Source organism: Pseudomonas migulae (genome assembly GCF_043225285.1).
Taxonomy (GTDB): domain Bacteria; phylum Pseudomonadota; class Gammaproteobacteria; order Pseudomonadales; family Pseudomonadaceae; genus Aquipseudomonas; species Aquipseudomonas migulae_C.
Map to the genome: position 1 here is coordinate 2,779,036 of NZ_CP171224.1, position 21,812 is coordinate 2,800,847.

Sequence of the window (21,812 nt, forward strand, 5' to 3'; positions counted from 1 at the left end):
CGCCGGCAAGCCGGCTCCTACAGGGGATTGCGTACAACCTGTAGGAGCCGGCTTGCCGGCGATAGCGGTCTAACGGTCTAGAAGAAACTCAGGCCGACATGGAACAATTTCTCCACATCCCGAATGTGCTTCTTATCCACAAGGAACAGAATCACATGGTCGCCCGCCTCGATCACCGTGTCATCGTGGGCAATGATCACTTCTTCGTCCCGAATGATCGCGCCAATCGTCGTGCCTGGCGGCAAACCGATGTTTTCGATGGCCTTGCCGATCACCTTGCTCGACTTCGCATCACCGTGGGCAATCGCCTCGATGGCCTCCGCTGCACCACGGCGCAGTGAGTGCACGCTGACGATATCGCCGCGTCGAACGTGGGCCAGCAAGGTGCCGATGGTTGCCAGTTGCGGGCTGATGGCGATGTCGATGTCGCCGCCCTGGATCAGGTCGACGTACGCCGGGTTGTTGATGATGGTCATCACCTTCTTCGCACCCAGGCGCTTGGCCAGCAGCGACGACATGATGTTGGCTTCGTCGTCGTTGGTCAGTGCGAGGAAAAGGTCGGCGTCGGCGATGTTCTCTTCCATCAGCAGGTCGCGGTCGGAGGCGCTGCCCTGCAATACGACGGTGCTGTCGAGGGTGTCCGAGAGATGGCGACAACGGGTCGGGTTCATCTCGATGATCTTCACCTGGTAGCGGCTTTCGATGGCCTCGGCCAGGCGCTCACCAATCTGTCCGCCGCCGGCGATGACGATGCGCTTGTAGCTTTCGTCGAGGCGGCGCATTTCGCTCATGACTGCGCGAATGTTCGCTTTCGCGGCGATGAAAAATACTTCGTCGTCCGCTTCGATCACCGTATCGCCCTGGGGCAGGATCGGTCGGTCGCGGCGGAAAATCGCGGCGACGCGGGTTTCGACGTTTGGCATGTGCTCGCGCAACTGGCGCAGTTGCTGACCCACCAACGGTCCGCCGTAGTACGCCTTCACCGCGACCAGCTGCGCCTTGCCTTCGGCGAAGTCGATCACCTGCAACGCGCCCGGATGCTGGATCAGGCGCTTGATGTAGTTGGTGACCACCTGCTCGGGGCTGATCAGCACGTCCACCGGAATCGCTTCGTTGTCGAACAGGTCGCCGCGCGTGAGGTACGCGGCTTCACGCACCCGGGCGATCTTGGTCGGGGTGTGGAACAGGGTGTGGGCGACCTGGCAGGCGACCATGTTGGTTTCGTCACTGTTGGTCACCGCCACCAGCATGTCGGCGTCATCCGCGCCGGCCTGGCGCAGCACTGTCGGCAACGAGCCACGGCCCTGGACGGTGCGGATGTCCAGGCGATCGCCGAGGTCGCGCAGGCGTTCGCTGTCGGTATCGACCACCGTGATGTCGTTGGCCTCGCTGGCCAAGTGTTCCGCCAGCGAACCGCCGACCTGCCCTGCGCCGAGGATGATGATTTTCATCCAGTCACTCCCTTAAAACCGGTTAACCGCGCGCGGCGGCGATCTTGATCAGCTTGGCGTAGTAGAACCCGTCGTGGCCGCCTTCCTGGGCCAGCAACTGGCGACCGTGGGGCTGCTTGATGCCGGCCGTGGTGGCGAGGTCCAGTTCGCGAGCGCCCGGGGTGCGGGCGAGGAAGGCTTCGATGACTTCGGTGTTCTCGGTCGGCAGCGTGGAGCAGGTGGCGTAAAGCAGAATCCCGCCCACTTCCAGAGTTATCCACATGGCATCCAGCAACTCGCCTTGCAGCACGGCCAGCGCGGCGATGTCATCCGGTTGGCGAGTCAGTTTGATGTCCGGGTGACGGCGGATCACGCCGGTGGCCGAGCACGGCGCATCCAGCAGGATGCGCTGGAACGGTTTGCCGTCCCACCAGGTCGCGGTGTCGCGGCCGTCGGCGGCGATGAGTTCGGCGCTCAGGCCCAGGCGTGCGAGGTTCTCCCGCACGCGCACCAGACGCTTGGCTTCCAGATCCACGGCGACGACGCCCGCCAATGCAGGCTCGGCTTCGAGGATGTGGCAGGTCTTGCCGCCCGGTGCGCAGCAGGCATCGAGCACTCGCTGGCCCGGCGCGAGGTCGAGCAGATCGGCGGCCAGTTGCGCGGCTTCGTCCTGCACGCTGATCCAGCCTTCGGCAAAGCCCGGCAGGCTGCGCACGTCGGCGGCGGTGTCGAGAACGATGCCGTCCCGGCTGTAGACACAAGGCGTGGCGGCAATGCCGGCGTCGGTCAGCAAGCCGAGATAGGCATCACGGCTGTGATGGCGACGGTTGACCCGCAGAATCATCGGCGGGTGTGCGTTGTTCGCCGCGCAAATCGCTTCCCACTGCTCAGGCCAGAACGCCTTCAGGGATTTTTGCAGCCAGCGCGGGTGAGCGGTGCGCACCACCGGGTCGTGTTCCAGCTCTGCGAGCAGCGCTTCGCTTTCACGCTGGGCGCGGCGCAACACGGCGTTGAGCAAGGCTTTGGCCCAGGGTTTCTTCAGCTTGTCGGCACACCCGACGGTTTCGCCGATGGCGGCATGCGCCGGGACGCGGGTGTAGAGCAATTGGTAGAGACCGACCAGCAGCAACGCCTCGACATCGGCGTCCGCGGCTTTGAACGGCTTCTGCAGCAATTTGGCGGCGAGCGCCGACAACCGCGGCTGCCAGCGTGCAGTGCCAAACGCCAGGTCCTGGGTGAAACCGCGATCGCGGTCTTCGACCTTGTCCATTTGCGTCGGCAGCGAACTGTTGAGCGAGGCTTTTCCGTTGAGAACTGCAGCCAGTGCCTTGGCGGCGGCCAGACGTGGGTTCATTGAGCGTCCGCCGTTTGACCGAGCACGGTGCCGACGGCGAATTTCTCACGACGGCTGTTGAACAAATCGCTGAAGTTCAGCGCCTTGCCGCCGGGCAATTGCAGACGGGTCAGGCACAGGGCCTGTTCACCACAGGCGACGACCAGGCCGTCCTTGCTGGCGCCGAGGATTTCCCCCGGTGCGCCCTGCCCTTCAGCGAGGCTCGCGGCCAGCACTTTCAGCGCTTCGCCGTTCAGCGTGCTGTGGGTAATCGGCCATGGGTTGAAGGCGCGGACCAGACGTTCCAGCTCGATGGCCGGGCGGCTCCAGTCGATGCGTGCTTCGTCCTTGTTCAATTTGTGGGCGTAAGTGGCGAGGTTGTCGTCCTGCACTTCGCCTTCCAATGTGCCAGCGGCGAGGCCGGCGATCGCCTGAATGACCGCAGGTGGGCCGAGTTCCGCCAGGCGGTCGTGGAGGCTGCCGCCGGTGTCTTCAGCGCTGATCGGCGTGGTGACCTTGAGCAGCATGGGCCCGGTGTCGAGACCCAGTTCCATGCGCATCACGGTCACGCCGCTTTCGCTGTCGCCAGCTTCGACGGCGCGCTGGATCGGCGCCGCACCGCGCCAGCGTGGTAGCAGCGACGCGTGGCTGTTGATGCAACCCAGACGTGGAATGTCCAGCACCACTTGCGGCAGGATCAGGCCGTAGGCGACCACCACCAGCAAATCCGGTTTCAGCGCGGCCAGTTCAGCCTGGGCGTCTTCGTTGCGCAAGGTCGGCGGTTGCAGCACCGGGATGTTGTTTTCCAGGGCCAACTGCTTGACCGGGCTTGGCATCAACTTTTGCCCGCGGCCTGCCGGACGGTCCGGCTGGGTGTAGACCGCGACGATCTCGTAAGGGCTGTCGAGCAGGGCCTTGAGGTGTTCGGCGGCGAATTCCGGGGTGCCGGCAAAGACGATGCGCAGTGGCTCAGTCATGGAGGGTTCTCATTTAAGAAGCAGTCATTTACAAAGCAGTCGCAAAAGAAAAAGGCTTGCCGCAGCAAGCCTTTGAAAGGAGGGCATCAAGCGTTCTGGCGATGGAGCTTTTCCAGTTTCTTCTTGATTCGGTCGCGCTTGAGATTCGACAGGTAGTCGACGAACAATTTGCCGTTGAGGTGGTCGCATTCGTGCTGGATGCACACGGCGAGCAGGCCTTCGGCGATCAGTTCGTAAGGTTTGCCGTCGCGGTCCAGGGCCTTGACCTTGACCTTCTGCGGGCGATCGACGTTTTCGTAGAAGCCCGGCACCGAAAGGCAGCCTTCCTGGTATTGCTCCATCTCGTCGGTCAGGGATTCGAACTCGGGGTTGATGAACACCCGCGGTTCGGTGCGGTCTTCGGAGAGGTCCATCACGACGATACGTTTGTGCACGTTGACCTGGGTCGCGGCGAGGCCGATGCCTGGCGCTTCATACATTGTTTCAAACATATCATCGACCAACTGACGCACTTCGTCGTCCACTACGGCCACTGGTTTGGCGATAGTGCGCAGACGCGAGTCGGGGAATTCGAGGATGTCTAAAATGGCCATAAGCTTAATTGATGCACGTGTGAGGTAAAGTCGGGTCGATGGCCTGGCAGGTCCGAAGATGCAGGCTACCGTTGTGAAGCGTAGCTCCTTTCTTCAGAGAAGAGTCGGAGCGAGCCACGAGGGCTCTGGCGTTTCACGCGAACGCACATAATAAAGGGATTCACCGCATGAGGAAATCACTACTCGCCCTGCTCCTTCTGGCCTCGGCCGGTTTCGCGCATGGGCAAGTGCAGCTCAAGGAAGGTTTTCCACAGCAATACACGGTTGTCGCGGGTGACACGCTTTGGGACATCTCCGGCAAATTCCTCCGTGAACCGTGGAAGTGGCCCGAGCTGTGGCAGGCCAATCCGCAGATCCAGAACCCCAATCTCATCTATCCCGGCGATCTGCTGTCGCTGGTCTACGTCAACGGTCAGCCGCGCCTGACCCTCAATCGCGGCGCCTCCCGGGGCACCATCAAGCTCTCGCCGCGGGTGCGCAGCTCGCCGGTGGCTGACGCGATCCCGAGCATTCCGCTGCAATCGATCAACAGCTTCCTGCTGAGCAATCGCATCGTCGACAAGGTCGAGGATTTCGACAAGGCGCCTTACATCGTCGCGGGCGATGCCGAACGGGTGCTCAGCGGCACCGGCGATCGCATCTTCGCCCGGGGCCATTTCGATTCGAGCCAGCCGGTCTACGGGATCTTCCGCCAGGGCAAGGTCTACACCGACCCCGACAGCAAGGAGTTCCTTGGGATCAACGCCGACGACATTGGCGGTGGCGAGGTGGTCGCCACCGAAGGCGATGTCGCGACGCTGGCGCTGCAACGCACAACCCAGGAAGTGCGGCTGGGTGACCGGTTGTTTAGCAGTGAAGAGCGCGCGATCAACTCGACCTTCATGCCCAGTGCACCGAAGACCCCAATCAATGGCTTGATCATCGATGTACCGCGCGGGGTTACCCAGATTGGCGCACTGGACGTGGTCACCTTGAACAAGGGCCAACGAGACGGCCTGTCCGAAGGCAACGTGCTGGTGGTGATGAAAACCGGCGAAACCGTGCGGGACCGGATCACCGGTCAACCGCTGAAGATTCCCGATGAGCGCGCCGGTTTGCTGATGGTGTTCCGCACCTACGACAAGCTCAGCTACGGGCTGGTGCTCAACGCGTCGCGCTCATTGGCGGTCATGGACAAGGTGCGAAATCCTTAGCCTGCTTCACAAGTTACCAACAGAGTTATCCACAGCTTATTCCCGTTTGAACGGGGTTCATAACGATCAAGGATGATCCATGTCGCTGTCTGCCGTTACACCGGTTTCCCCTGCGGAACTGGAAGCCCGTTTACGTCTGCATCGTCTGCCGGAGCTGGGCCCGGCGCGTTTCAGGAAATTACTCGAAGCCTTCGGCTCGGCGTCCAAGGCCATCGGCGCGCCGGCCAGTGCCTGGCGTGCGTTGGGGTTGCCCCTGGCGTGCGCGGAGGCCCGGCGCTCGACCGAAGTTCGGGATGGCGCCAGCCATGCATTGGCCTGGCTAGAGCGCCCGGGCCAGCATTTACTGATGTGGGACCAGCCTGACTACCCGGCATTGCTGGCGGAAATCAGTGATGCACCGCCGCTGTTATTCGTCGCGGGCGATCCGGGAATTCTGGAAAAACCGCAACTGGCGATGGTCGGCAGCCGTCGCGCCTCACGACCGGGAATGGACACCGCCGCCGCCTTTTCGCGCAGTCTGGCCGGCGCCGGTTTTGTCATCACCAGTGGTCTGGCGCTGGGTATTGATGCCGCCGCGCATCAAGCCGCCCTGGACGTGGGCGGGCGAACGGTCGGTGTACTTGGCACGGGGCTTGAAAAGTTTTATCCACAGCGCAACCGCAGGCTGGCGGACGCGATGATTGCGTCGGGCAGCGCGGTGGTTTCCGAGTTCCCGCTGGACGCCGGCCCGACGGCCAGCAACTTTCCGCGGCGCAACCGGATCATCAGCGGTTTGTCCCTCGGCGTGCTGGTGGTCGAGGCCAGTGTCGCCAGTGGTTCTTTGATCACTGCACGGCTGGCGGCGGAGCAAGGTCGCGAGGTGTATGCGATTCCGGGGTCGATTCATCACCCCGGCGCCAAGGGATGTCACCAGTTGATTCGTGACGGGGCGATGCTGGTGGAAACCATCGAGCACATCCTCGAAGCCCTGCGCGGCTGGCAACGATTGCCGTTGTCCAGCGAGGCGCCGTCGGTGACTCACCCGCTGCTGATCCTGCTGCATGCGGCACCGCACACCAGTGAAGCGCTGGTGGAAACCAGCGGCTGGGCCCTGCCGAAAGTGCTGGCGGCGCTGACGGAGCTGGAAATGGAGGGCCGGGCGGTTTGCGAAAACGGCCGCTGGTTTGCGCGGGTGAGCTAGGTTTTACAAGGAAGATCGGTAAACTGCGCAGAGCCTTATTCCGGAGAGTTTTTCATGGTCAACAGTTGGCGTGTGCAACAAGCCGCGCAAGCCGTTCGCGCAGGGGCGGTGATTGCCTATCCAACCGAAGCGGTCTGGGGCCTGGGTTGCGACCCGTGGGACGAAGAAGCGGTCTATCGTGTGCTGATGCTCAAGGGCCGGTCGGTGGACAAGGGCCTGATTCTGGTTGCCGACAACATTCGCCAGTTCGACTTCCTTTTCGAAGATTTCCCGGAGCTGTGGATGGATCGGATGGCAAGTACCTGGCCGGGGCCGAATACCTGGCTGGTGCCGCATCGGAATCAGCTGCCGCAGTGGATTACCGGCGTGCATGAGACGGTGGCGCTGCGGGTCAGCGATCATCCGTTGGTGCGGGATTTGTGCGCGGTGGTCGGGCCGTTGGTGTCGACTTCGGCCAATCCACAGGGCCGGCCGGCGGCCCGCACGCGGATTCGCGTGGAGCAGTATTTCCGCGGGCAGCTTGATTTGATTCTTGGCGGCAACCTGGGTGGGCGCAAGAATCCGAGTGTGATTCGCGACCTGGCGACCGGGAACGTCATTCGTCCGGATTGAGACCGTGGCGCTCTCATTCGCGAGCAGGCTCGCTCCCACAGTAGATCTTTAGCGAACACAGATTGTGTGTACGACAAAATTCCACTGTGGGAGCGAGCCTGCTCGCGATGAGGCCCGCCCAAACACTAAAAATTCAAGGCAATAAAACAGTCGACCCCGTGGTCCGCCGCGCCGACAACTCGGTCTGCGCCTTCGCCGCATCCGCCAGTGAATACTTCTGGCTGATCTCCACCTTCAGCTTGCCGCTGATGATCATCTCGAACAGCTCATCCGCCATGCGCTGCAGGTTCTCGGCGTTGTTGGCGTAAGTCGCCAGCGTCGGCCGGGTGACATACAACGAACCTTTCGCCGACAAAATCCCCAGGTTCACCCCGTCCACCGCGCCCGACGCATTGCCGAAGCTCACCACCAGACCGCGAGGCGCTGTGCTATCGAGCGATGTCAGCCAGGTGTCCTTGCCGACGCCGTCGTACACCACCGGGACTTTCTTGCCGTCAGTCAATTCCAGTACGCGCTGTGCGACGTTTTCATGGCTGTAGTCGATGGTCGCCCAGGCACCGTTGGCCTTCGCCAGCGCCGCTTTTTCCGGCGAGCTGACCGTGCCGATCAACTTCACGCCCAGGGCCTTGGCCCATTGGCAGGCCAGGGAGCCGACGCCACCGGCGGCCGCGTGGAACAGAATGGTTTCGCCGCCCTTGAGTTCATAGGTCTGGCGCAGCAGGTACTGCACGGTCAGGCCCTTGAGCATTACCCCGGCCGCTTGCTCGAAGCTGATGGCGTCGGGCAGGTGCACCAGATTGGCCTCCGGCAACACGTGAATTTCGCTGTAGGCACCGAGCGGGCCGCTGCCGTAAGCCACGCGGTCGCCGACCTTGAAGCGGGTGACGTCACTGCCCACGGCCTCGACGATGCCCGCACCTTCAGAGCCCACGCCCGACGGCAAGGCGGGCGGCGCGTAGAGGCCGCTGCGGAAATAGGTGTCGATGAAATTCAGGCCGATGGCCTTGTTGGTCACGCGGACTTGCTGCGGGCCGGGCTCGGCGGGCTGGTAATCCACATATTCAAGTACTTCGGGGCCGCCGTGGGCGCGGAACTGGATACGCTTTGCCATCTGCCTTTTCCTTGGGTCTTTTGCGAGCTCCCTATCGAACTCCTAAGCTTGATCCCCGTCAACTGCGACGAGCCCATCGGCGATGTTATGCTACGCGCCCATTTGCGCCGGCCCCTGCTCCGATTGAGCGCCGCGTAGTTTTGCCCGATTCAAGGTGATGACATGACGACCCGCACCGAGGCCGTAAAAGCCTACCTGCTCGACCTGCAAGACCGCATTTGCGCTGCCCTTGAAGCCGAAGACGGCGGCACGCAGTTCGTCGAAGACGCCTGGACCCGGGTTGCCGGCGGTGGCGGTCGCACCCGGGTGATCGAGAACGGTGCGGTGATCGAAAAGGGCGGCGTCAACTTTTCCCACGTCTTCGGCAGCGGTCTCCCACCGTCCGCCAGCGCCCATCGGCCGGAACTCGCCGGCCGGGGCTTCGAAGCCCTGGGCGTGTCGCTGGTGATTCACCCGCACAACCCGCATGTGCCGACGTCCCACGCCAACGTGCGCTTTTTCATCGCCGAAAAAGAAGGCGAAGAGCCGGTCTGGTGGTTCGGCGGCGGCTTCGACCTGACACCGTATTACGGCAATGAAGAAGACTGCGTGCACTGGCACCGCGTCGCCGAGCAGGCCTGCGCGCCGTTCGGTCCGGACGTCTACTCGCGGTACAAGGCCTGGTGCGACAGCTATTTCCACATCAAGCATCGTCACGAACCGCGCGGCATCGGCGGGCTGTTCTTCGATGACTTGAACGAGTGGGACTTCGACACCAGCTTCGCCTTCATGCGCGCCATCGGCGATGCGTTCATCGAGGCGTACCTGCCGATTGTGCAGCGGCGCAAGAACGATGCGTTCACCGCCAAACAGCGGGAGTTCCAGGAGTTTCGCCGTGGCCGCTACGTCGAATTCAACCTGGTTTACGACCGAGGCACGCTGTTCGGCCTGCAATCGGGCGGGCGTACCGAATCGATCCTCATGTCGTTGCCGCCGCAAGTGCGCTGGGCCTATGACTGGAAAGCCGAACCCGGCAGCGAAGAAGCACGGCTGACCGAGTACTTCCTGCAAGATCGCGATTGGTTGGCCAAGGCCTGAACGAGGAATCCTGATGGACCGTTACGTCGTATTCGGTAACCCGATTGGCCACAGCAAGTCGCCATTGATTCATCGTCTGTTTGCCGAGCAGACAGCGCAAAAACTCGACTACAGCACCGCGCTGGCGCAGCTTGATGGTTTTTCCGACTTCGCCCAGGCGTTTTTCCTTGAAGGCCGCGGAGCGAATGTGACGGTGCCGTTCAAGGAAGAGGCGTTCCGTCTGGCCAACAGCCTGACGCCGCGAGCACAGCGGGCCGGGGCGGTGAATACGCTGAGCAAACTCGCCGACGGCTCTCTGCTGGGCGACAACACCGACGGTGCCGGGCTGGTGCGCGACCTGACGGTCAATGCCGGTTTCAGCCTCAAGGGCAAACGCATCCTCCTGCTCGGTGCCGGCGGTGCGGTGCGCGGTGTGCTGGAACCGCTGCTGGCCGAGCAGCCGGCCTCGGTGATCATCGCCAATCGCACGGTGGAAAAAGCTGAATTGCTCGCGGAGCTGTTCGCGGATCTGGGGCCGGTGTCGGCCAGCGGGTTCGATTGGCTGCGGGAGTCGGTGGACCTGATCATCAATGCCACGTCCGCCAGCCTGACCGGCGAGGTTCCGCCGATTGCCGGCAGCCTGATCGAGCCGGGCAAGACCGTTTGCTACGACATGATGTACGGGAAGGAACCTACTTCGTTCTGCCGTTGGGCCACGGATCACGGCGCCGCCGTGTCGATGGATGGCCTGGGGATGTTGGCCGAACAGGCGGCCGAAGCCTTCATGCTGTGGCGCGGCGTACGCCCGGACACGGCGCCGGTGCTGGCCGAACTCCGCCGCCAATTGGCCGCATAACCGCACTCTGTAGGAGCGAGCCTGCTCGCGATGGACCTGAGAGCCCCGCTGGGTGTCAGGTTTGCAGCGTTATCGTTAACGTCCATCGCGAGCAGGCTCGCTCCTACAGAGGATCGTGTTTCAGTCTTCGAAATGGATCGGGCATTTCTCCGCGCCTTCGAGCTTTCGCAACTCCTCCATCACCGGCGCTCGCGCCCCGCGCAGGGTCAGGCTGCGGTCCTGCTTGCGCAGGCGCCGCGCTTCCTGATGCAGCATTTCCACCCCTGAATAATCGATGAAGTTGATGTGCTGCGCCTCGATCACCACGCGCGCGCCATGCATTCGTTGCAGGCGCACTTGCAGGTAGTGACTGGCGCCGAAGAAGATCGACCCACCGACCCGCAGAACGTCTTCATCGCCGTCGCGCCAATGCTGCACCCGCGGTTGCGAGGTGCGTTTCAAGTAGAAGAACAGCGAAGCCAGGACCCCGGCATAAATCGCCGTTTGCAGTTCCAGCAACAGCGTGGCGACGCAGGTCAGCGCCATCACCACGAACTCGGCACGGCTGACCCGCAGTAACGCACGAATGCCGCGATGATCCACCAGTCCCCAGGCAATCAACAAAATGCTGCCGGCCATGGCCGGGATCGGAATATGCGCGATCAGATTGGCACCGAAGATCGCAAACAGCGCCACCCACATCGCCGAAAAAATCCCCGCCAGCGGCGAGCAGGCCCCCGCTTCGTAGCTCAGGCCCGAACGGGTGAAGGAACCGGCTGACAGCGAACCGGAAAAAAACGCACCGACCATGTTCGACAAACCCTGGGCGCGCACTTCCTGATTCGCATCGAGCAACTGCTGCGAACGTGCCGACAAAGAGCGGGCAATCGACAGGCTCGTCACCAGCCCGAGCATCCCCACCGCCACGGCGCTGGGCAGCAGACGCAAGATCAAGTCCAGATCCAGCGGCAACGGACTGAACGGGGGCAGGCGTCCGACAAATGCGCTGACCAGTTGCACATGCCCGAACATCGATGGCCAAAGCCACACCAGCAATCCGCTCAGGGCCAGGGTGATCAACAGCGTGGGCCAGCGCGGCAGCAGCAGTTTGAGCCCCATTCCGACCACGACGGTCGCCAGGCCCAGAAGCAGTGAGGGATGGTCCACCTCGCCGAGGTGCTTGAACAGCATTGTAAAGCTGCCGAGTGCCGTAGCCTGATTGGGCACGTCCAGCCCCAGCAGGTTGGGCATTTGGCCGATGGCAATCACCACCGCCGCGCCAAGCGTGAACCCGAGCACCACCGAGTGCGAGACGAAATTCACCAGGGCGCCGAACCGCAGCAAGCCCAATAGCCACTGGAAAATCCCGGCGAGGAGCGTCAGCAGCAGGATCAGCGTGATGTAGTCCTGAGACGCGGGAACGGCCAGGGGACTGACGCTGGCGTAAAGCACGATCGAGATCGCCGCCGTCGGCCCGCAGATCAGATGCCATGACGAACCCCAGAGGCAGGCGATCAGCACCGGGATGATTGCGGCGTACAAGCCGTATTCCGGTGGGAGACCGGCGATCAGGGCGTAGGCAATGGATTGCGGCAACGCGAGAATCGCACCGCTGAGGCCGACGATCAGGTCACGGCCAACGCTGGCGCGGGTTTGCCGGGGCAACCAGGTGAGGAAGGGAAAGAGTGAATGGCGGCTGGGAAGGGCCATGGGTCCTCTCGGTCGGGAATTTTGCGCAAGGGTATCAGCACAACACCTTGTGGGAGACCCTGTGGGAGCGAGCCTGCTCGCGAAAGCGGCATGTCAGGCAACTTGAATGTTGACTGATCCACCGCCTTCGCGAGCATGCTCGCTCCCACAGGTTTCCCACAGGGGGATTGATTACAGCTTGGCTTTCACAGCCGACAACGCATCCTTGCCGTCCGCGGTCTTCACGCCGTCCAGCCATTTATCCAGCACCGCCGGGTTGGCCTTGATCCACGCCTTGGCCGCGTCCGCATTGCTGAGCTTCTTGTTCACCACGTCAGCCATGATGCTGTTTTCCATCTCCTGGGTGAAACTCAGGTTGGTCAGCAACTTGCCCACATTCGGACAGGCTTCGGCGTAACCCTTGCGGGTCAGGGTGTGAACGCTGCCGGTGTCGCCGAAGTATTTCTCGCCGCCCTTCAGGTAATGCATTTTCAGCTGCACGTTCATCGGGTGCGGGGTCCAGCCGAGGAAGGTCACGAACTTCTGTTTTTTCACCGCACGGGACACTTCGGCCAGCATGGCCTGCTCGCTGGACTCGACCAGTTTCCACTGGCCCATGTCGAAGTCATTTTTCTTGATGATTTCCTGCAGCGAGATGTTCGCCGGCGCGCCGGAACCGATGCCGTAGATTTTCTTGTCGAACTTGTCGGCGAACTTGTTCAGGTCGGCAAAGTTATGCACACCCGCGTCCCAGACATAATCCGGGACTGCCAGCGTGAACTCGGTGCCGTCGAGGTTCTTCGCCAGTTGGGTAACGTCGCCAGTGGCCACGAACTTGTCGTAGAAGCCCTGTTGCGCCGGCATCCAGTTGCCGAGAAACACATCGACCTGGCCATCCTTCAAACCGCCAAAGGTAATCGGCACCGCGAGGGTGTCGACCTTGGCCTTGTAGCCCATGCCGTCCAGCAGAAACCCGGTGATGGCGTTGGTCGCGGCGATGTCGCTCCAGCCAGGGTCGGCCATCTTCACCGTCTCGCAGCTCTGGTCGGCAAACGCCGACGCACTGCCCAGAGCCAGCAGCCCGACCGTCAGTACTGTGGATAACTTTTGCATGGACTTCCCCTTAACATTATTGGTTTTGGCAGGGTTGTGGATAACGTGCTTTGCGTTCCAGATCATCGAGGTCGATGTGGTTGCGCATGTATTGCTGACTGGCGTCCACCAGGGGCTGGTGATCCCAGCTCTTCAGCTTGCCGATGGTCAGCGCCTCGGCGACGAAACGCCGACGACGCTGGCTCGCGAGCACCTGGTGGTGTATCGCCGGGATGTTCCATTTGGCCCGCGCTTCGGCAAGAAATTCCTCGAACAGTGCGCGATGTTGCGGCGACTGGCTGAGTTCTTCCTGCTCACGCGGGTCGTTGTGTACGTCGAAGAGTAGGCACGGGTCGTCTTCGCTGTAGATAAATTTGTAGGCGCCACGGCGAATCATCATCAACGGGCTGATAGTGCCTTCGGCCATGTACTCGCCGAAAACTTCGTCGTGACCGCCCTGCCCCTGCAGGTGCGAGACCAGCGAGCGGCCATCCAGCGGCAAACCCGGTTCCAGCGAGCCGCCGGCCAGTTCGACAAAGGTCGGCAGCAGGTCGGCGGTGGACACCGCTGCGCTGACCCGCCCTGCCCCGAACTGCCCCGGGGCACTTATCAACAGGGGAACGCGCGCGGCCATTTCGAACCAGTGCATTTTGTACCAGAGCCCGCGCTCGCCGAGCATGTCGCCGTGGTCGCCGGAGAAGACAATAATGGTGTCATCGATCAGCCCGGTTTCCTCCAGTGTTTGCAGGAGTTTGCCGACGTTGCTGTCGATATAGCTGCAAGCACCGAAATACGCGCGGCGCGCATCGCGGATCTTATCCACAGGCAACGGCTTGTCCCACAGGTCGTAGACCTTGAGCAAACGCTGGGAGTGCGGATCGAGTTCGGTTTGCGCCGGGGTTTCCGGCAACGGAATGTCGGCGTCGTCGTACAGATCCCAGAACGCCTTGGGAATGGTGTACGGGTCGTGCGGGTGAGTCATCGACACGGTCAGGCAAAACGGCTGGTCGCCGTCTTCGCGGATGTGGTCGAACAGATACTGCTGAGCCTTGAACACCACCTCTTCGTCGAAATCCAGCTGGTTGGTACGCACGCACGGCCCGGCTTGCAGCACCGACGACATGTTGTGATACCAGCTCGGACGCACATCCGGCTCGTCCCAGTTCACCGCCCAACCGTAATCGGCCGGGTAAATGTCGCTGGTCAGGCGTTCTTCATAACCGTGGAGCTGGTCCGGGCCGCAGAAATGCATTTTTCCGGACAGGGCGGTGCGATAGCCGAGGCGACGCAGATAGTGGGCGTAAGTCGGTACGTCGGCCGGGAAATCGGCCGCGTTGTCATAGGCGCCGATCTTGCTCGGCAACTGGCCGCTGACCAGGGTAAAACGCGATGGCGCGCACAGTGGGCTGTTGCAATAGGCGGCGTCGAACACCACGCCTTCGGCGGCGAGGCGGCTGAGATTCGGCAGTTTGATCGGCGAAGGACCGTAGAACGGCAACATTGGCGCGGCCATCTGATCGGCCATGATGAAAAGAATATTCTTGCGCTTCATGTGATCGCGGCATTCCATAGTGAATATTTATGCGAGAGTGCTGCGATCGAGCATGGATTCCATGCAATTTGTGGTAAAGCCCCCGCCAGGCAATGACTAGGATAAGCACAGCTTATGTATGACGCTCTGGGTGATTTGTCCCTCGACCTGCTCCGCGCCTTCGAAGCTGCGGCCCGTCAGCGCAGCTTCACCGCAGCAGCGGGAGAGCTTGGCACCACACAACCGGCGATCAGTCAGCAGATCAAACGGCTGGAAGATCAGCTCGGCACGCGGCTGTTCGACCGGATCTATCGTGGCATTGAGTTGACCGAGGCCGGGGCGATTCTTTTCGAGCAAGTTCAGCTCGGTTTACAGAATATCGAAGCAGGATTGAGCGCAATCAGCGCGCAACATCAGCACGAAGTCTTGCAGGTCGCTACGGATTTCGCCTTCGCCGCCTATTGGCTGATGCCCCGGTTGCATCGTTTTCACGCCGCCAATCCGCAGGTCGATGTCAGCCTGGTCACCAGCGAACGCAGCCTCAACATGCTGCGCACTGACATTGATGTGGCGGTGCTGTTCGGCGACGGTCGATTCAAACAAGGTGAAAGCCACTGGCTGTTCAGCGAGGAAGTGTTTCCAGTGTGCAGTCCGTTGCTGTTGAAGGATCGGCCCCTGCCCTTGCCCGCCCAATCGTTGCTGGAGTTTCCGCTGCTGCACCTGCGCGGCGAAAACAGCAGCAACTGGTTCGACTGGAGCGGTGTGTTTCGCGAGTTAGGGATCAGCTCGGCGCCCGCCCCCGGGCAATTGCGCTTCGACAATTACACCTTGCTGATTCAAGCGGCGATCGGTGGCCAGGGCGTGGCCATCGGCTGGCGGCACCTTGTGGATAACTTGCTGTCGCAGGGGTTGTTGTGCCGACCGATTGCCGACACGGTGATGTCCCGCCAGGGCTATTACGTGGTCCTGCCCCAACGCAAACGGCGCGGCGCCTTGATTCAACAGTTCGTGGACTGGTTGATGGCCGAACAGGCCAGCAGTGCGCAGTCGCTGAACGGCCTGCCGCTGCCGGCTATCGCTGTGTAGGGTCGGTTGCGATGAAGTTCACGTGTTCGCCCACGTGCAGGTTCAGCCGCAGTTCATCGGCGATGCCCGTGGCGACCCGGCTCAGGCGCTCGAGCGGTTCGGCCAATCCCGGTTCGAGGCTGCTGCTGACTTGACTGAAATGTTCGATGGTCAGCCCGGCGACACCGCGCGGTGCGTTGATCAGCGTCCAGTGCAATGGGCTGCTTTGCAGGGCCTCGCGGATCTCTTCGGCGGCGTGGCGTTGCAGCTGATCCTCGATCTCTGGATCGTCCAGCACCTCGAAATCACCCACCAGAAACAGCCTGGCAATGCTCGCGGCTTGCATGCCATCGATCAATGCATCGACCGCCAGCACTTGTTCGACCGGACCGGGAACGATGGTTTTTTCCACATGTTCGCTGTTGAACGGCAAGCCGGGTGCATCCAGCAGGCAAATGACCGCCGAACTCCCCGCCACACTTTGCTTGACCCGTTCAGCGTCAAACAGATCGCCGGTCTTGGTGCGTAAACCGGGTCGTGGCGCAAGTGCCGTCAGGTCGTCGAGAATCGCGATCACTTCATGCTGGCGCCGCAGCATTTCAGCCATCAGCGCACTGCCCAGGCTACTCATGGCACCATAAAGCACCACTTTTACCACCGGCGTTTCGGCATTCTTCATGGCTGAGCTCCTTTTTCCCGCGTCTATGCGTGTGACCCGTGGAAAACGCCGAGGGTTCGACCGGGATTCAGAGGGTTTCAGATGCAACAGATCAAGGGCTATCACGCCCACGTGTATTTCGACGCCAGCAACATCGATCAGGCGCGAAGCCTGTGCGAGCAGGCGGCGCAGTTGTTCCCGCTGAAAATGGGCCGCGTGCACGAGCGCCCGGTGGGGCCGCACCCGGACTGGAGCTGCCAGCTGGCGTTCGGTCCGGAACTGATCGGCGAGGTGTTGCCGTGGCTGGCGCTCAACCGCAAGGGGTTGGTGGTTTTCCTGCACCCGGACACGGGCGACGATCTGCTCGACCACACCGAGCATGCGATCTGGATGGGCGCGATCCGGCCGCTGGACCTGTCTATTTTTTGATCACAGGGTTTCTTCAGCTTCCCCTGGCAGGTGCTCGTCGAGGTGCAGCCAGGGCAGGCGGTTGTCGGTCCAGATGTGCCGCTCGGCCGGGGCCTGCTCCGGGTGATCGAGGGTGGCGATGGTCAGGTCGATGCTGTCCGGGCTGAGGTGCGTTATCAGCGCGAGTTGCGCCCCGCAGTTCGGGCAGAAATATCGTACACAGCTGGCTGACGACGCGTATTGCGCCGGTGTGCCTTTGAGCCATTCGAAGGTCGATGCGGGCACGGTGATCCAGGTGGTCACGATGCCGCCGCTGACGCGTCGGCAGATTGAGCAGTGGCAGTGGGCGATGTCGCGCAGCGGTCCGCTGAACTGATAGCGCAGTTGTCCGCAGTGGCAGCCACCTGTATGGAATTCGTTCATCACCTTCCTCCTGTTACGTATGTTCCGACGCCATCGCGAGCAGGCTCGCTCCCACACTGAAATGCGTTCCCCTGTGGGAGCGAGCCTGCTCGCGATGGCCTCGACTCGGTGTAAAGCCTAGCCCCCCCGTCCGACGACCGGTTGCACATCCGGTCAATGCTTTCATCGGCGAAAGCTGGCTGAAAGCTTCCCCGATTAGGATCGCCCCCACTACCGGCAACAGACCGGTCGGCCAATGCCAGTGTTTTATCGCTCGCACAGCCCATTTAACAACAACAATGGTGACCCTGATGTCCTTCGCTACCCGCCGCTTCGCTGCAACTCCGCCCGTACGTCTCGTGCTTCCCGTTCTGCGCTGACCCACCCGGTTCGCCCATTCCCTAGCCGCGCTACGCCTGGAGTATTCCCATGCTGACTTTCCTTGGCTTCGCCATGGTCATCACGTTCATGTTCCTGATCATGACCAAGCGCCTGTCCGCGCTGATCGCCCTGATCATCATTCCAATCGTCTTCGCCCTGTTCGGCGGTTTTGCGCCGAAGATCGGCCCGATGATGCTCGAAGGCATCACCAAGCTTGCGCCGACCGGCGTGATGCTGATGTTTGCCATCCTCTACTTCGCCCTGATGATCGATTCCGGCCTGTTCGACCCGGCCGTGCGCAAGATCCTCAAACTGGTCAAGGGCGACCCGCTGAAAGTTTCGGTCGGCACCGCCGTACTGGCGCTCGTCGTCTCCCTTGATGGTGACGGCGCGACCACTTACATGATCTGCGTGGCCGCCATGCTGCCGCTCTACAGCCGCATCGGCATGAGCCCGCGGATCATGGCCGGCCTGATCATCCTCGCCGGTGGCGTGATGAACATGACGCCATGGGGCGGCCCGACTGCCCGTGCCGCGAGTGCGCTGCATGTGGACCCGTCGGCGATCTTCGTACCGATGATTCCGGCGATGGCTGCCGGTGTCCTGGCGATCCTGGCGATTGCTTACTTCTACGGAAAACGTGAACGTGCCCGTCTGGGTGAACTGCACCTGGTGGGCGACGAAATCGATCACAGCGAAATCAGCGTTTCGCAGTTCCCGGATGCCCGTCGTCCGAAGCTGATCTGGTTCAACGGCGCCCTGACGTTCGCCCTGATGTGCACCCTGATCGCCGGCCTGCTGCCGTTGCCGGTGCTGTTCATGGTGGCGTTCAGTATCGCCATGATCGTCAACTACCCTTGCCTGCAACAGCAGAAGGATCGCGTTGCGGCCCACGCCGGCAGCGTGCTGGCAGTGGTCGGTTTGATCTTCGCCGCGGGCATCTTCACCGGTATCCTGTCGGGCACCGGCATGGTCGATGCGATGTCGAAGAGCCTGTTGGCGGTCATCCCGGATTTCCTCGGCCCGTACCTGGCCGTGATTACCGCGCTGGTGAGCATGCCGTTCACGTTCTTCATGTCGAACGACGCATTTTATTACGGCGTGTTACCAGTACTTGCCGAAGCCGCCAGTCATTACGGTATAACCGCGGTTGAAATGGCACGTGCCTCGATCGTCGGTCAGCCCGTCCACTTGCTGAGCCCGCTGGTACCATCGACCTATTTGTTGGTGGCCCTCGCTGGCATCGACTTCGGTGACCATCAGCGCTTTACCCTGAAATGGGCAGTGCTGGTGTGCATGTGCATACTGGTTGCAGCATTGCTGATGGGGATTTTCCCGCTGTTCAGCACGCTATAAGCCCAAGACTCACCACGACGGGTCCAGGCTTTGTTGATTGAAGCCCGGGCCCTTCGTGGTTTAACACTCGCTCAAAGGAATACACATGGAATGGCTGACCAACCCTGAAATCTGGGTTGCCTTCTTCACCCTGACCGCCCTGGAAATCGTCCTGGGTATCGATAACATCATCATGATTTCGATCCTGGTCAGCCGCATGCCCAAGCACATGCAGGCACGCACCCGGATTTTCGGCCTGGCGCTGGCCATGGTCACGCGGATCCTGTTGCTGCTGTCGATCACCTGGGTCATGCGCCTGACCGCGGACTTGTTCGAAGTGTTCGGCCAGGGTATTTCCGGGCGAGACCTGATCCTGTTCTTCGGTGGTCTGTTCCTGCTGTGGAAGAGCTCGCAGGAGATGTACCACGCGCTGGAAGGTGAAGACGAATCCAACGAGGAGCCGGGTGGCAAGGGCGGCAACTTCCTCTACACCATCATCCAGATCGCGATCATCGACATCGTGTTCTCGCTGGACTCGGTCATCACCGCTGTCGGCATGGTCTCCCACGTACCGGTCATGGTCGCGGCGATCGTCGTGGCGGTGCTGGTGATGATGTTGGCTTCCGGCACCATCAGCTCGTTCATCGACAAGCACCCGTCGCTGAAGATGCTGGCGCTGGCCTTCCTGCTGATCGTCGGTACCGTGCTGATTGCCGAATCCTTCGACGTTCACGTGCCAAAAGGCTACGTCTACTTCGCCATGGCGTTCTCGCTGGCGGTGGAAGCGATCAACATCAAGATGCGCACCGCGATCGCAAGAAAGAAGAAACAGCAGGATCCGGTGAAACTGCGCAAGGACATTCCTGGCCAGTAAGCCGAATGTAAAACCTGTGGGAGCGAGCCTGCTCGCGATAGCGGCCTGTCAGTCAGCATCAATGTTGAATGTGACGGCCTCATCGCGAGCAGGCTCGCTCCCACATTTTTTTGTGCGGTCGCCTGGCCCTGATTTCATGACAGTTTTGTTTCAATCGCCTCTTTAGCTATGCGATGCTGGCGCGCAGACCGTTAGCCAACTACAGCTAAAGTACAGAACGTAGAAAAAGCGCGGCACCGTCAACTTGCTCCTTTGGGGCGCTACCACCACAGGGGGCCCTTATGCTCACCCTGCTCAATTTGCTATCCGCCGTGGCCTTGCTGATCTGGGGCACGCACATCGTCCGAACCGGCATCCTGCGGGTCTACGGTTCCAACCTGCGCCATGTGATCGGCCAGAACATGTCCAAGCGCTGGCTGGCGTTCATTGCCGGCATTGTCGTGACCGCCATGGTCCAGAGCAGCAACGCCACCGCCATGCTCGTCACCTCCTTTGTCGGCCAGGGCCTGATGGCGCTGATGCCGGCGCTGGCGACCATGCTCGGCGCCGACGTGGGGACGGCGCTGATGGCGCGGGTCCTGACGTTCGATTTGTCATGGCTGTCGCCGCTGCTGATTTTCCTCGGGGTGATTTTCTTCCTGTCGCGCAAACAGACGCGGCTCGGACAGATGGGCCGCGTCGCCATCGGCCTGGGGTTGATCATTCTGGCGCTGCAACTGATCGTCGAAGCCGCCGCGCCGATCACCCAGGCCCAAGGGGTGAAAGTGATCTTCGCCTCGCTCACAGGCGACATCTTGCTCGACGCCCTGGTCGGCGCCCTGTTCGCGATGATTTCCTACTCCAGCCTGGCCGCCGTCCTGCTCACCGCGACGCTGGCCGGTGCCAGTGTGATCAGCTTGCCGGTGGCCATCGGCCTGGTGATCGGCGCCAACATCGGCAGCGGCATCCTGGCGTTCATGAGCACCAGCATGCAGAACAGCGCGGGTCGTCAGGTGGCGCTCGGCAGCCTGCTGTACAAGCTGATCGGCCTGTTGCTGATCATTCCGGTGCTCGACCCGCTGGTGCACTGGATAGACAGCCTCGACTTCAGTCCCCAGGAAATGGTCATCGGCTTCCACTTGCTCTACAACACCGCTCGCTGCCTGATCCTGCTGCCGACGGTCGGTCTTATGTCCAGGCTGTGCGCCTGGTTGCTGCCGGAGCGCCCGGAAATCAATGGCACCGCCAAGCCGCGTCACCTTGACCCGACGGCGCTGGTCACCCCAAGCCTGGCGCTGGCCAACGCCGTCCGGGAAACCCTGCGCATCGGCGATCTGATCGACAACATGCTCGAAGCCATGCTCGATGTGCTGCAAGGCAAACAAACCGCCGTCACCCAGGAAATGCGCCGCCTGACCGATGACGTGGAATCGCTCTACAGCTCCATCAAGCTCTATCTGGCGCAAATGCCCCGGGAAGACCTCAGCGAACAAGACAGTCGGCGCTGGGCGGAAATCATCGAGCTGGCGATCAACCTCAAACTTGCCAGCGACCTGATCGAGCGGATGCTGCGTAAGGTGCAGCAGCAAAAAACCTCGCAGCGCCGGTCTTTTTCCGAGGTCGGGCTGGACGAGTTGGCGGGGTTGCACAGTCAGCTGATTGCCAATTTGCGCCTGGGGTTGTCGGTGTTCCTCAGCGCCGACAAGGAAAGTGCCCGCCAGTTGCTGCGTGAAAAACGTCGCTTTCGCGCACAGGAACGCCGCTTGGCCCATGCTCATGTCAGTCGCTTGCAACGTAAGATCGTGCAGAGTATCGAGACCAGTTCGCTGCACCTGGAGCTGATTGCCGACATGAAACGTCTGAATTCGCTGTTCTGCGGCAGCGCGTATGTTGTGCTGGAAACGTCTGACACCGGTGCGCTCGCTGCTGATGATTTGGCTGACATCACACATTCGCCTTGAACGTCTGGCAGCGTGGTCAGTCAGTTACAGTGGTTCAGCCTGATGGCCTTTCGCGAGCAGGCTCGCTCCCACATTTGAAATGCATTCCTCTGTGGGAGCGGGCTTGCCCGCGATGAC

20 protein-coding genes are annotated in these 21,812 nt (G+C 61.6%); 10 read left to right on the forward strand and 10 right to left on the reverse strand.

Going from position 1 to position 21,812, the window contains the following annotated elements:
* Positions 1 to 77: 77 nt before the first annotated feature.
* The 4 genes from trkA to def all read right to left on the reverse strand — a co-directional run bounded on the left by trkA (position 78) and on the right by def (position 4,333).
* On the reverse strand, positions 78 to 1,451 hold the full coding sequence (gene trkA / locus ACF6ZU_RS12850; protein WP_392892936.1) for a Trk system potassium transporter TrkA: 1,374 nt from the start codon (positions 1,449 to 1,451) through the stop codon (positions 78 to 80).
* Between the two features lie 22 nt (positions 1,452 to 1,473).
* Complete coding sequence (rsmB, locus tag ACF6ZU_RS12855; RefSeq protein ID WP_392892938.1) at positions 1,474 to 2,784, reverse strand: 16S rRNA (cytosine(967)-C(5))-methyltransferase RsmB; 1,311 nt, start codon at positions 2,782 to 2,784, stop codon at positions 1,474 to 1,476.
* On the reverse strand, positions 2,781 to 3,740 hold the full coding sequence (gene fmt, locus ACF6ZU_RS12860) for a methionyl-tRNA formyltransferase (protein WP_392892940.1): 960 nt from the start codon (positions 3,738 to 3,740) through the stop codon (positions 2,781 to 2,783). Before fmt ends, rsmB begins: the two co-directional genes overlap by 4 nt.
* A gap of 86 nt (positions 3,741 to 3,826) precedes the next feature.
* Positions 3,827 to 4,333, reverse strand: coding sequence for a peptide deformylase (def, locus tag ACF6ZU_RS12865; RefSeq protein ID WP_392892942.1), 507 nt, complete (start codon positions 4,331 to 4,333; stop codon positions 3,827 to 3,829).
* A 167-nt stretch (positions 4,334 to 4,500) separates the two neighbouring features.
* Between def and ACF6ZU_RS12870 the strand changes: the two genes are divergently transcribed.
* From ACF6ZU_RS12870 to ACF6ZU_RS12880, 3 genes are all read left to right on the forward strand, one after another.
* Positions 4,501 to 5,526 (forward strand): LysM peptidoglycan-binding domain-containing protein, encoded by a 1,026-nt coding sequence (locus ACF6ZU_RS12870; RefSeq protein ID WP_392892944.1) that lies wholly within the window; start codon positions 4,501 to 4,503, stop codon positions 5,524 to 5,526.
* Positions 5,527 to 5,605: 79 nt separating this feature from the next.
* Positions 5,606 to 6,706, forward strand: coding sequence for a DNA-processing protein DprA (gene dprA, locus ACF6ZU_RS12875; RefSeq protein ID WP_392892946.1), 1,101 nt, complete (start codon positions 5,606 to 5,608; stop codon positions 6,704 to 6,706).
* A gap of 54 nt (positions 6,707 to 6,760) precedes the next feature.
* Positions 6,761 to 7,318 carry an L-threonylcarbamoyladenylate synthase gene (locus ACF6ZU_RS12880; RefSeq protein WP_392892949.1) on the forward strand — a complete coding sequence of 186 codons (558 nt, stop codon included), beginning with the start codon at positions 6,761 to 6,763 and terminating at the stop codon, positions 7,316 to 7,318.
* Between the two features lie 133 nt (positions 7,319 to 7,451).
* Here ACF6ZU_RS12880 and ACF6ZU_RS12885 read toward each other — a convergent pair whose 3' ends face one another.
* Positions 7,452 to 8,429, reverse strand: coding sequence for an NADPH:quinone reductase (locus tag ACF6ZU_RS12885; protein ID WP_392892951.1), 978 nt, complete (start codon positions 8,427 to 8,429; stop codon positions 7,452 to 7,454).
* 162 nt (positions 8,430 to 8,591) lie between these two features.
* Between ACF6ZU_RS12885 and hemF the strand changes: the two genes are divergently transcribed.
* Together hemF and aroE are read left to right on the forward strand one after the other, a co-directional pair.
* Positions 8,592 to 9,506 (forward strand): oxygen-dependent coproporphyrinogen oxidase, encoded by a 915-nt coding sequence (gene hemF / locus ACF6ZU_RS12890; protein ID WP_392892953.1) that lies wholly within the window; start codon positions 8,592 to 8,594, stop codon positions 9,504 to 9,506.
* 13 nt (positions 9,507 to 9,519) lie between these two features.
* On the forward strand, positions 9,520 to 10,341 hold the full coding sequence (aroE, locus tag ACF6ZU_RS12895) for a shikimate dehydrogenase (protein WP_392892955.1): 822 nt from the start codon (positions 9,520 to 9,522) through the stop codon (positions 10,339 to 10,341).
* A 120-nt stretch (positions 10,342 to 10,461) separates the two neighbouring features.
* Here the strand turns inward: aroE and ACF6ZU_RS12900 are convergent, their stop codons facing one another.
* The 3 genes from ACF6ZU_RS12900 to betC form a co-directional block, all read right to left on the reverse strand.
* On the reverse strand, positions 10,462 to 12,030 hold the full coding sequence (locus tag ACF6ZU_RS12900; RefSeq protein WP_392892957.1) for a SulP family inorganic anion transporter: 1,569 nt from the start codon (positions 12,028 to 12,030) through the stop codon (positions 10,462 to 10,464).
* Positions 12,031 to 12,201: 171 nt separating this feature from the next.
* Entirely contained in the window at positions 12,202 to 13,122 is a 921-nt protein-coding gene (gene choX, locus ACF6ZU_RS12905) for a choline ABC transporter substrate-binding protein (protein ID WP_392892959.1), read from the reverse strand.
* Positions 13,123 to 13,138: 16 nt separating this feature from the next.
* Positions 13,139 to 14,653, reverse strand: a complete 1,515-nt coding sequence (gene betC / locus ACF6ZU_RS12910; protein ID WP_392892962.1) for a choline-sulfatase — start codon at positions 14,651 to 14,653, stop codon at positions 13,139 to 13,141.
* Positions 14,654 to 14,767: 114 nt separating this feature from the next.
* Between betC and ACF6ZU_RS12915 the strand changes: the two genes are divergently transcribed.
* Positions 14,768 to 15,718: a choline sulfate utilization transcriptional regulator gene (locus tag ACF6ZU_RS12915; protein WP_392892964.1), complete on the forward strand. Its 951-nt coding sequence runs from the start codon at positions 14,768 to 14,770 to the stop codon at positions 15,716 to 15,718.
* On the opposite strand, the gene ACF6ZU_RS12920 is transcribed toward ACF6ZU_RS12915, so the two are convergent.
* Entirely contained in the window at positions 15,705 to 16,376 is a 672-nt protein-coding gene (locus ACF6ZU_RS12920) for an NAD(P)-dependent oxidoreductase (protein WP_392892966.1), read from the reverse strand. The two genes, ACF6ZU_RS12915 and ACF6ZU_RS12920, sit on opposite strands and share 14 nt — an antisense overlap.
* A gap of 81 nt (positions 16,377 to 16,457) precedes the next feature.
* Between ACF6ZU_RS12920 and ACF6ZU_RS12925 the strand changes: the two genes are divergently transcribed.
* Complete coding sequence (locus tag ACF6ZU_RS12925) at positions 16,458 to 16,784, forward strand: DOPA 4,5-dioxygenase family protein (protein ID WP_392892968.1); 327 nt, start codon at positions 16,458 to 16,460, stop codon at positions 16,782 to 16,784.
* Here ACF6ZU_RS12925 and ACF6ZU_RS12930 read toward each other — a convergent pair whose 3' ends face one another.
* On the reverse strand, positions 16,785 to 17,186 hold the full coding sequence (locus tag ACF6ZU_RS12930) for a GFA family protein (RefSeq protein WP_392892970.1): 402 nt from the start codon (positions 17,184 to 17,186) through the stop codon (positions 16,785 to 16,787).
* Between the two features lie 408 nt (positions 17,187 to 17,594).
* Here ACF6ZU_RS12930 and ACF6ZU_RS12935 point away from each other — a divergent pair, with 408 nt between their 5' ends.
* The 3 genes from ACF6ZU_RS12935 (at position 17,595) to ACF6ZU_RS12945 (ending at position 21,695) form a co-directional block, all read left to right on the forward strand.
* Entirely contained in the window at positions 17,595 to 18,902 is a 1,308-nt protein-coding gene (locus ACF6ZU_RS12935) for a CitMHS family transporter (RefSeq protein WP_214380014.1), read from the forward strand.
* 85 nt (positions 18,903 to 18,987) lie between these two features.
* Positions 18,988 to 19,755 carry a TerC family protein gene (locus ACF6ZU_RS12940; RefSeq protein WP_392892973.1) on the forward strand — a complete coding sequence of 256 codons (768 nt, stop codon included), beginning with the start codon at positions 18,988 to 18,990 and terminating at the stop codon, positions 19,753 to 19,755.
* 281 nt (positions 19,756 to 20,036) lie between these two features.
* Positions 20,037 to 21,695 (forward strand): Na/Pi cotransporter family protein, encoded by a 1,659-nt coding sequence (locus tag ACF6ZU_RS12945; protein WP_392892975.1) that lies wholly within the window; start codon positions 20,037 to 20,039, stop codon positions 21,693 to 21,695.
* The last annotated feature ends 117 nt before the right edge of the window (positions 21,696 to 21,812 follow it).

What these genes read in the sequence shown, in the direction of transcription:
- aroE (WP_392892955.1), top strand. Translation starts at nt 9,520, where the DNA reads ATGGACCGTTACGTCGTATTCGGTAACCCGATTGGCCACAGCAAGTCG.
- dprA (WP_392892946.1), top strand. Translation starts at nt 5,606, where the DNA reads ATGTCGCTGTCTGCCGTTACACCGGTTTCCCCTGCGGAACTGGAAGCC.
- ACF6ZU_RS12945 (WP_392892975.1), top strand. Translation starts at nt 20,037, where the DNA reads ATGCTCACCCTGCTCAATTTGCTATCCGCCGTGGCCTTGCTGATCTGG.
- fmt (WP_392892940.1), bottom strand. Translation starts at nt 3,740, where the DNA reads ATGACTGAGCCACTGCGCATCGTCTTTGCCGGCACCCCGGAATTCGCC.
- betC (WP_392892962.1), bottom strand. Translation starts at nt 14,653, where the DNA reads ATGAAGCGCAAGAATATTCTTTTCATCATGGCCGATCAGATGGCCGCG.
- hemF (WP_392892953.1), top strand. Translation starts at nt 8,592, where the DNA reads ATGACGACCCGCACCGAGGCCGTAAAAGCCTACCTGCTCGACCTGCAA.
- ACF6ZU_RS12930 (WP_392892970.1), bottom strand. Translation starts at nt 17,186, where the DNA reads ATGAACGAATTCCATACAGGTGGCTGCCACTGCGGACAACTGCGCTAT.
- ACF6ZU_RS12925 (WP_392892968.1), top strand. Translation starts at nt 16,458, where the DNA reads ATGCAACAGATCAAGGGCTATCACGCCCACGTGTATTTCGACGCCAGC.
- ACF6ZU_RS12885 (WP_392892951.1), bottom strand. Translation starts at nt 8,429, where the DNA reads ATGGCAAAGCGTATCCAGTTCCGCGCCCACGGCGGCCCCGAAGTACTT.
- ACF6ZU_RS12940 (WP_392892973.1), top strand. Translation starts at nt 18,988, where the DNA reads ATGGAATGGCTGACCAACCCTGAAATCTGGGTTGCCTTCTTCACCCTG.
- ACF6ZU_RS12900 (WP_392892957.1), bottom strand. Translation starts at nt 12,030, where the DNA reads ATGGCCCTTCCCAGCCGCCATTCACTCTTTCCCTTCCTCACCTGGTTG.
- ACF6ZU_RS12935 (WP_214380014.1), top strand. Translation starts at nt 17,595, where the DNA reads ATGCTGACTTTCCTTGGCTTCGCCATGGTCATCACGTTCATGTTCCTG.
- ACF6ZU_RS12915 (WP_392892964.1), top strand. Translation starts at nt 14,768, where the DNA reads ATGTATGACGCTCTGGGTGATTTGTCCCTCGACCTGCTCCGCGCCTTC.
- trkA (WP_392892936.1), bottom strand. Translation starts at nt 1,451, where the DNA reads ATGAAAATCATCATCCTCGGCGCAGGGCAGGTCGGCGGTTCGCTGGCG.
- choX (WP_392892959.1), bottom strand. Translation starts at nt 13,122, where the DNA reads ATGCAAAAGTTATCCACAGTACTGACGGTCGGGCTGCTGGCTCTGGGC.
- rsmB (WP_392892938.1), bottom strand. Translation starts at nt 2,784, where the DNA reads ATGAACCCACGTCTGGCCGCCGCCAAGGCACTGGCTGCAGTTCTCAAC.
- def (WP_392892942.1), bottom strand. Translation starts at nt 4,333, where the DNA reads ATGGCCATTTTAGACATCCTCGAATTCCCCGACTCGCGTCTGCGCACT.
- ACF6ZU_RS12880 (WP_392892949.1), top strand. Translation starts at nt 6,761, where the DNA reads ATGGTCAACAGTTGGCGTGTGCAACAAGCCGCGCAAGCCGTTCGCGCA.
- ACF6ZU_RS12920 (WP_392892966.1), bottom strand. Translation starts at nt 16,376, where the DNA reads ATGAAGAATGCCGAAACGCCGGTGGTAAAAGTGGTGCTTTATGGTGCC.
- ACF6ZU_RS12870 (WP_392892944.1), top strand. Translation starts at nt 4,501, where the DNA reads ATGAGGAAATCACTACTCGCCCTGCTCCTTCTGGCCTCGGCCGGTTTC.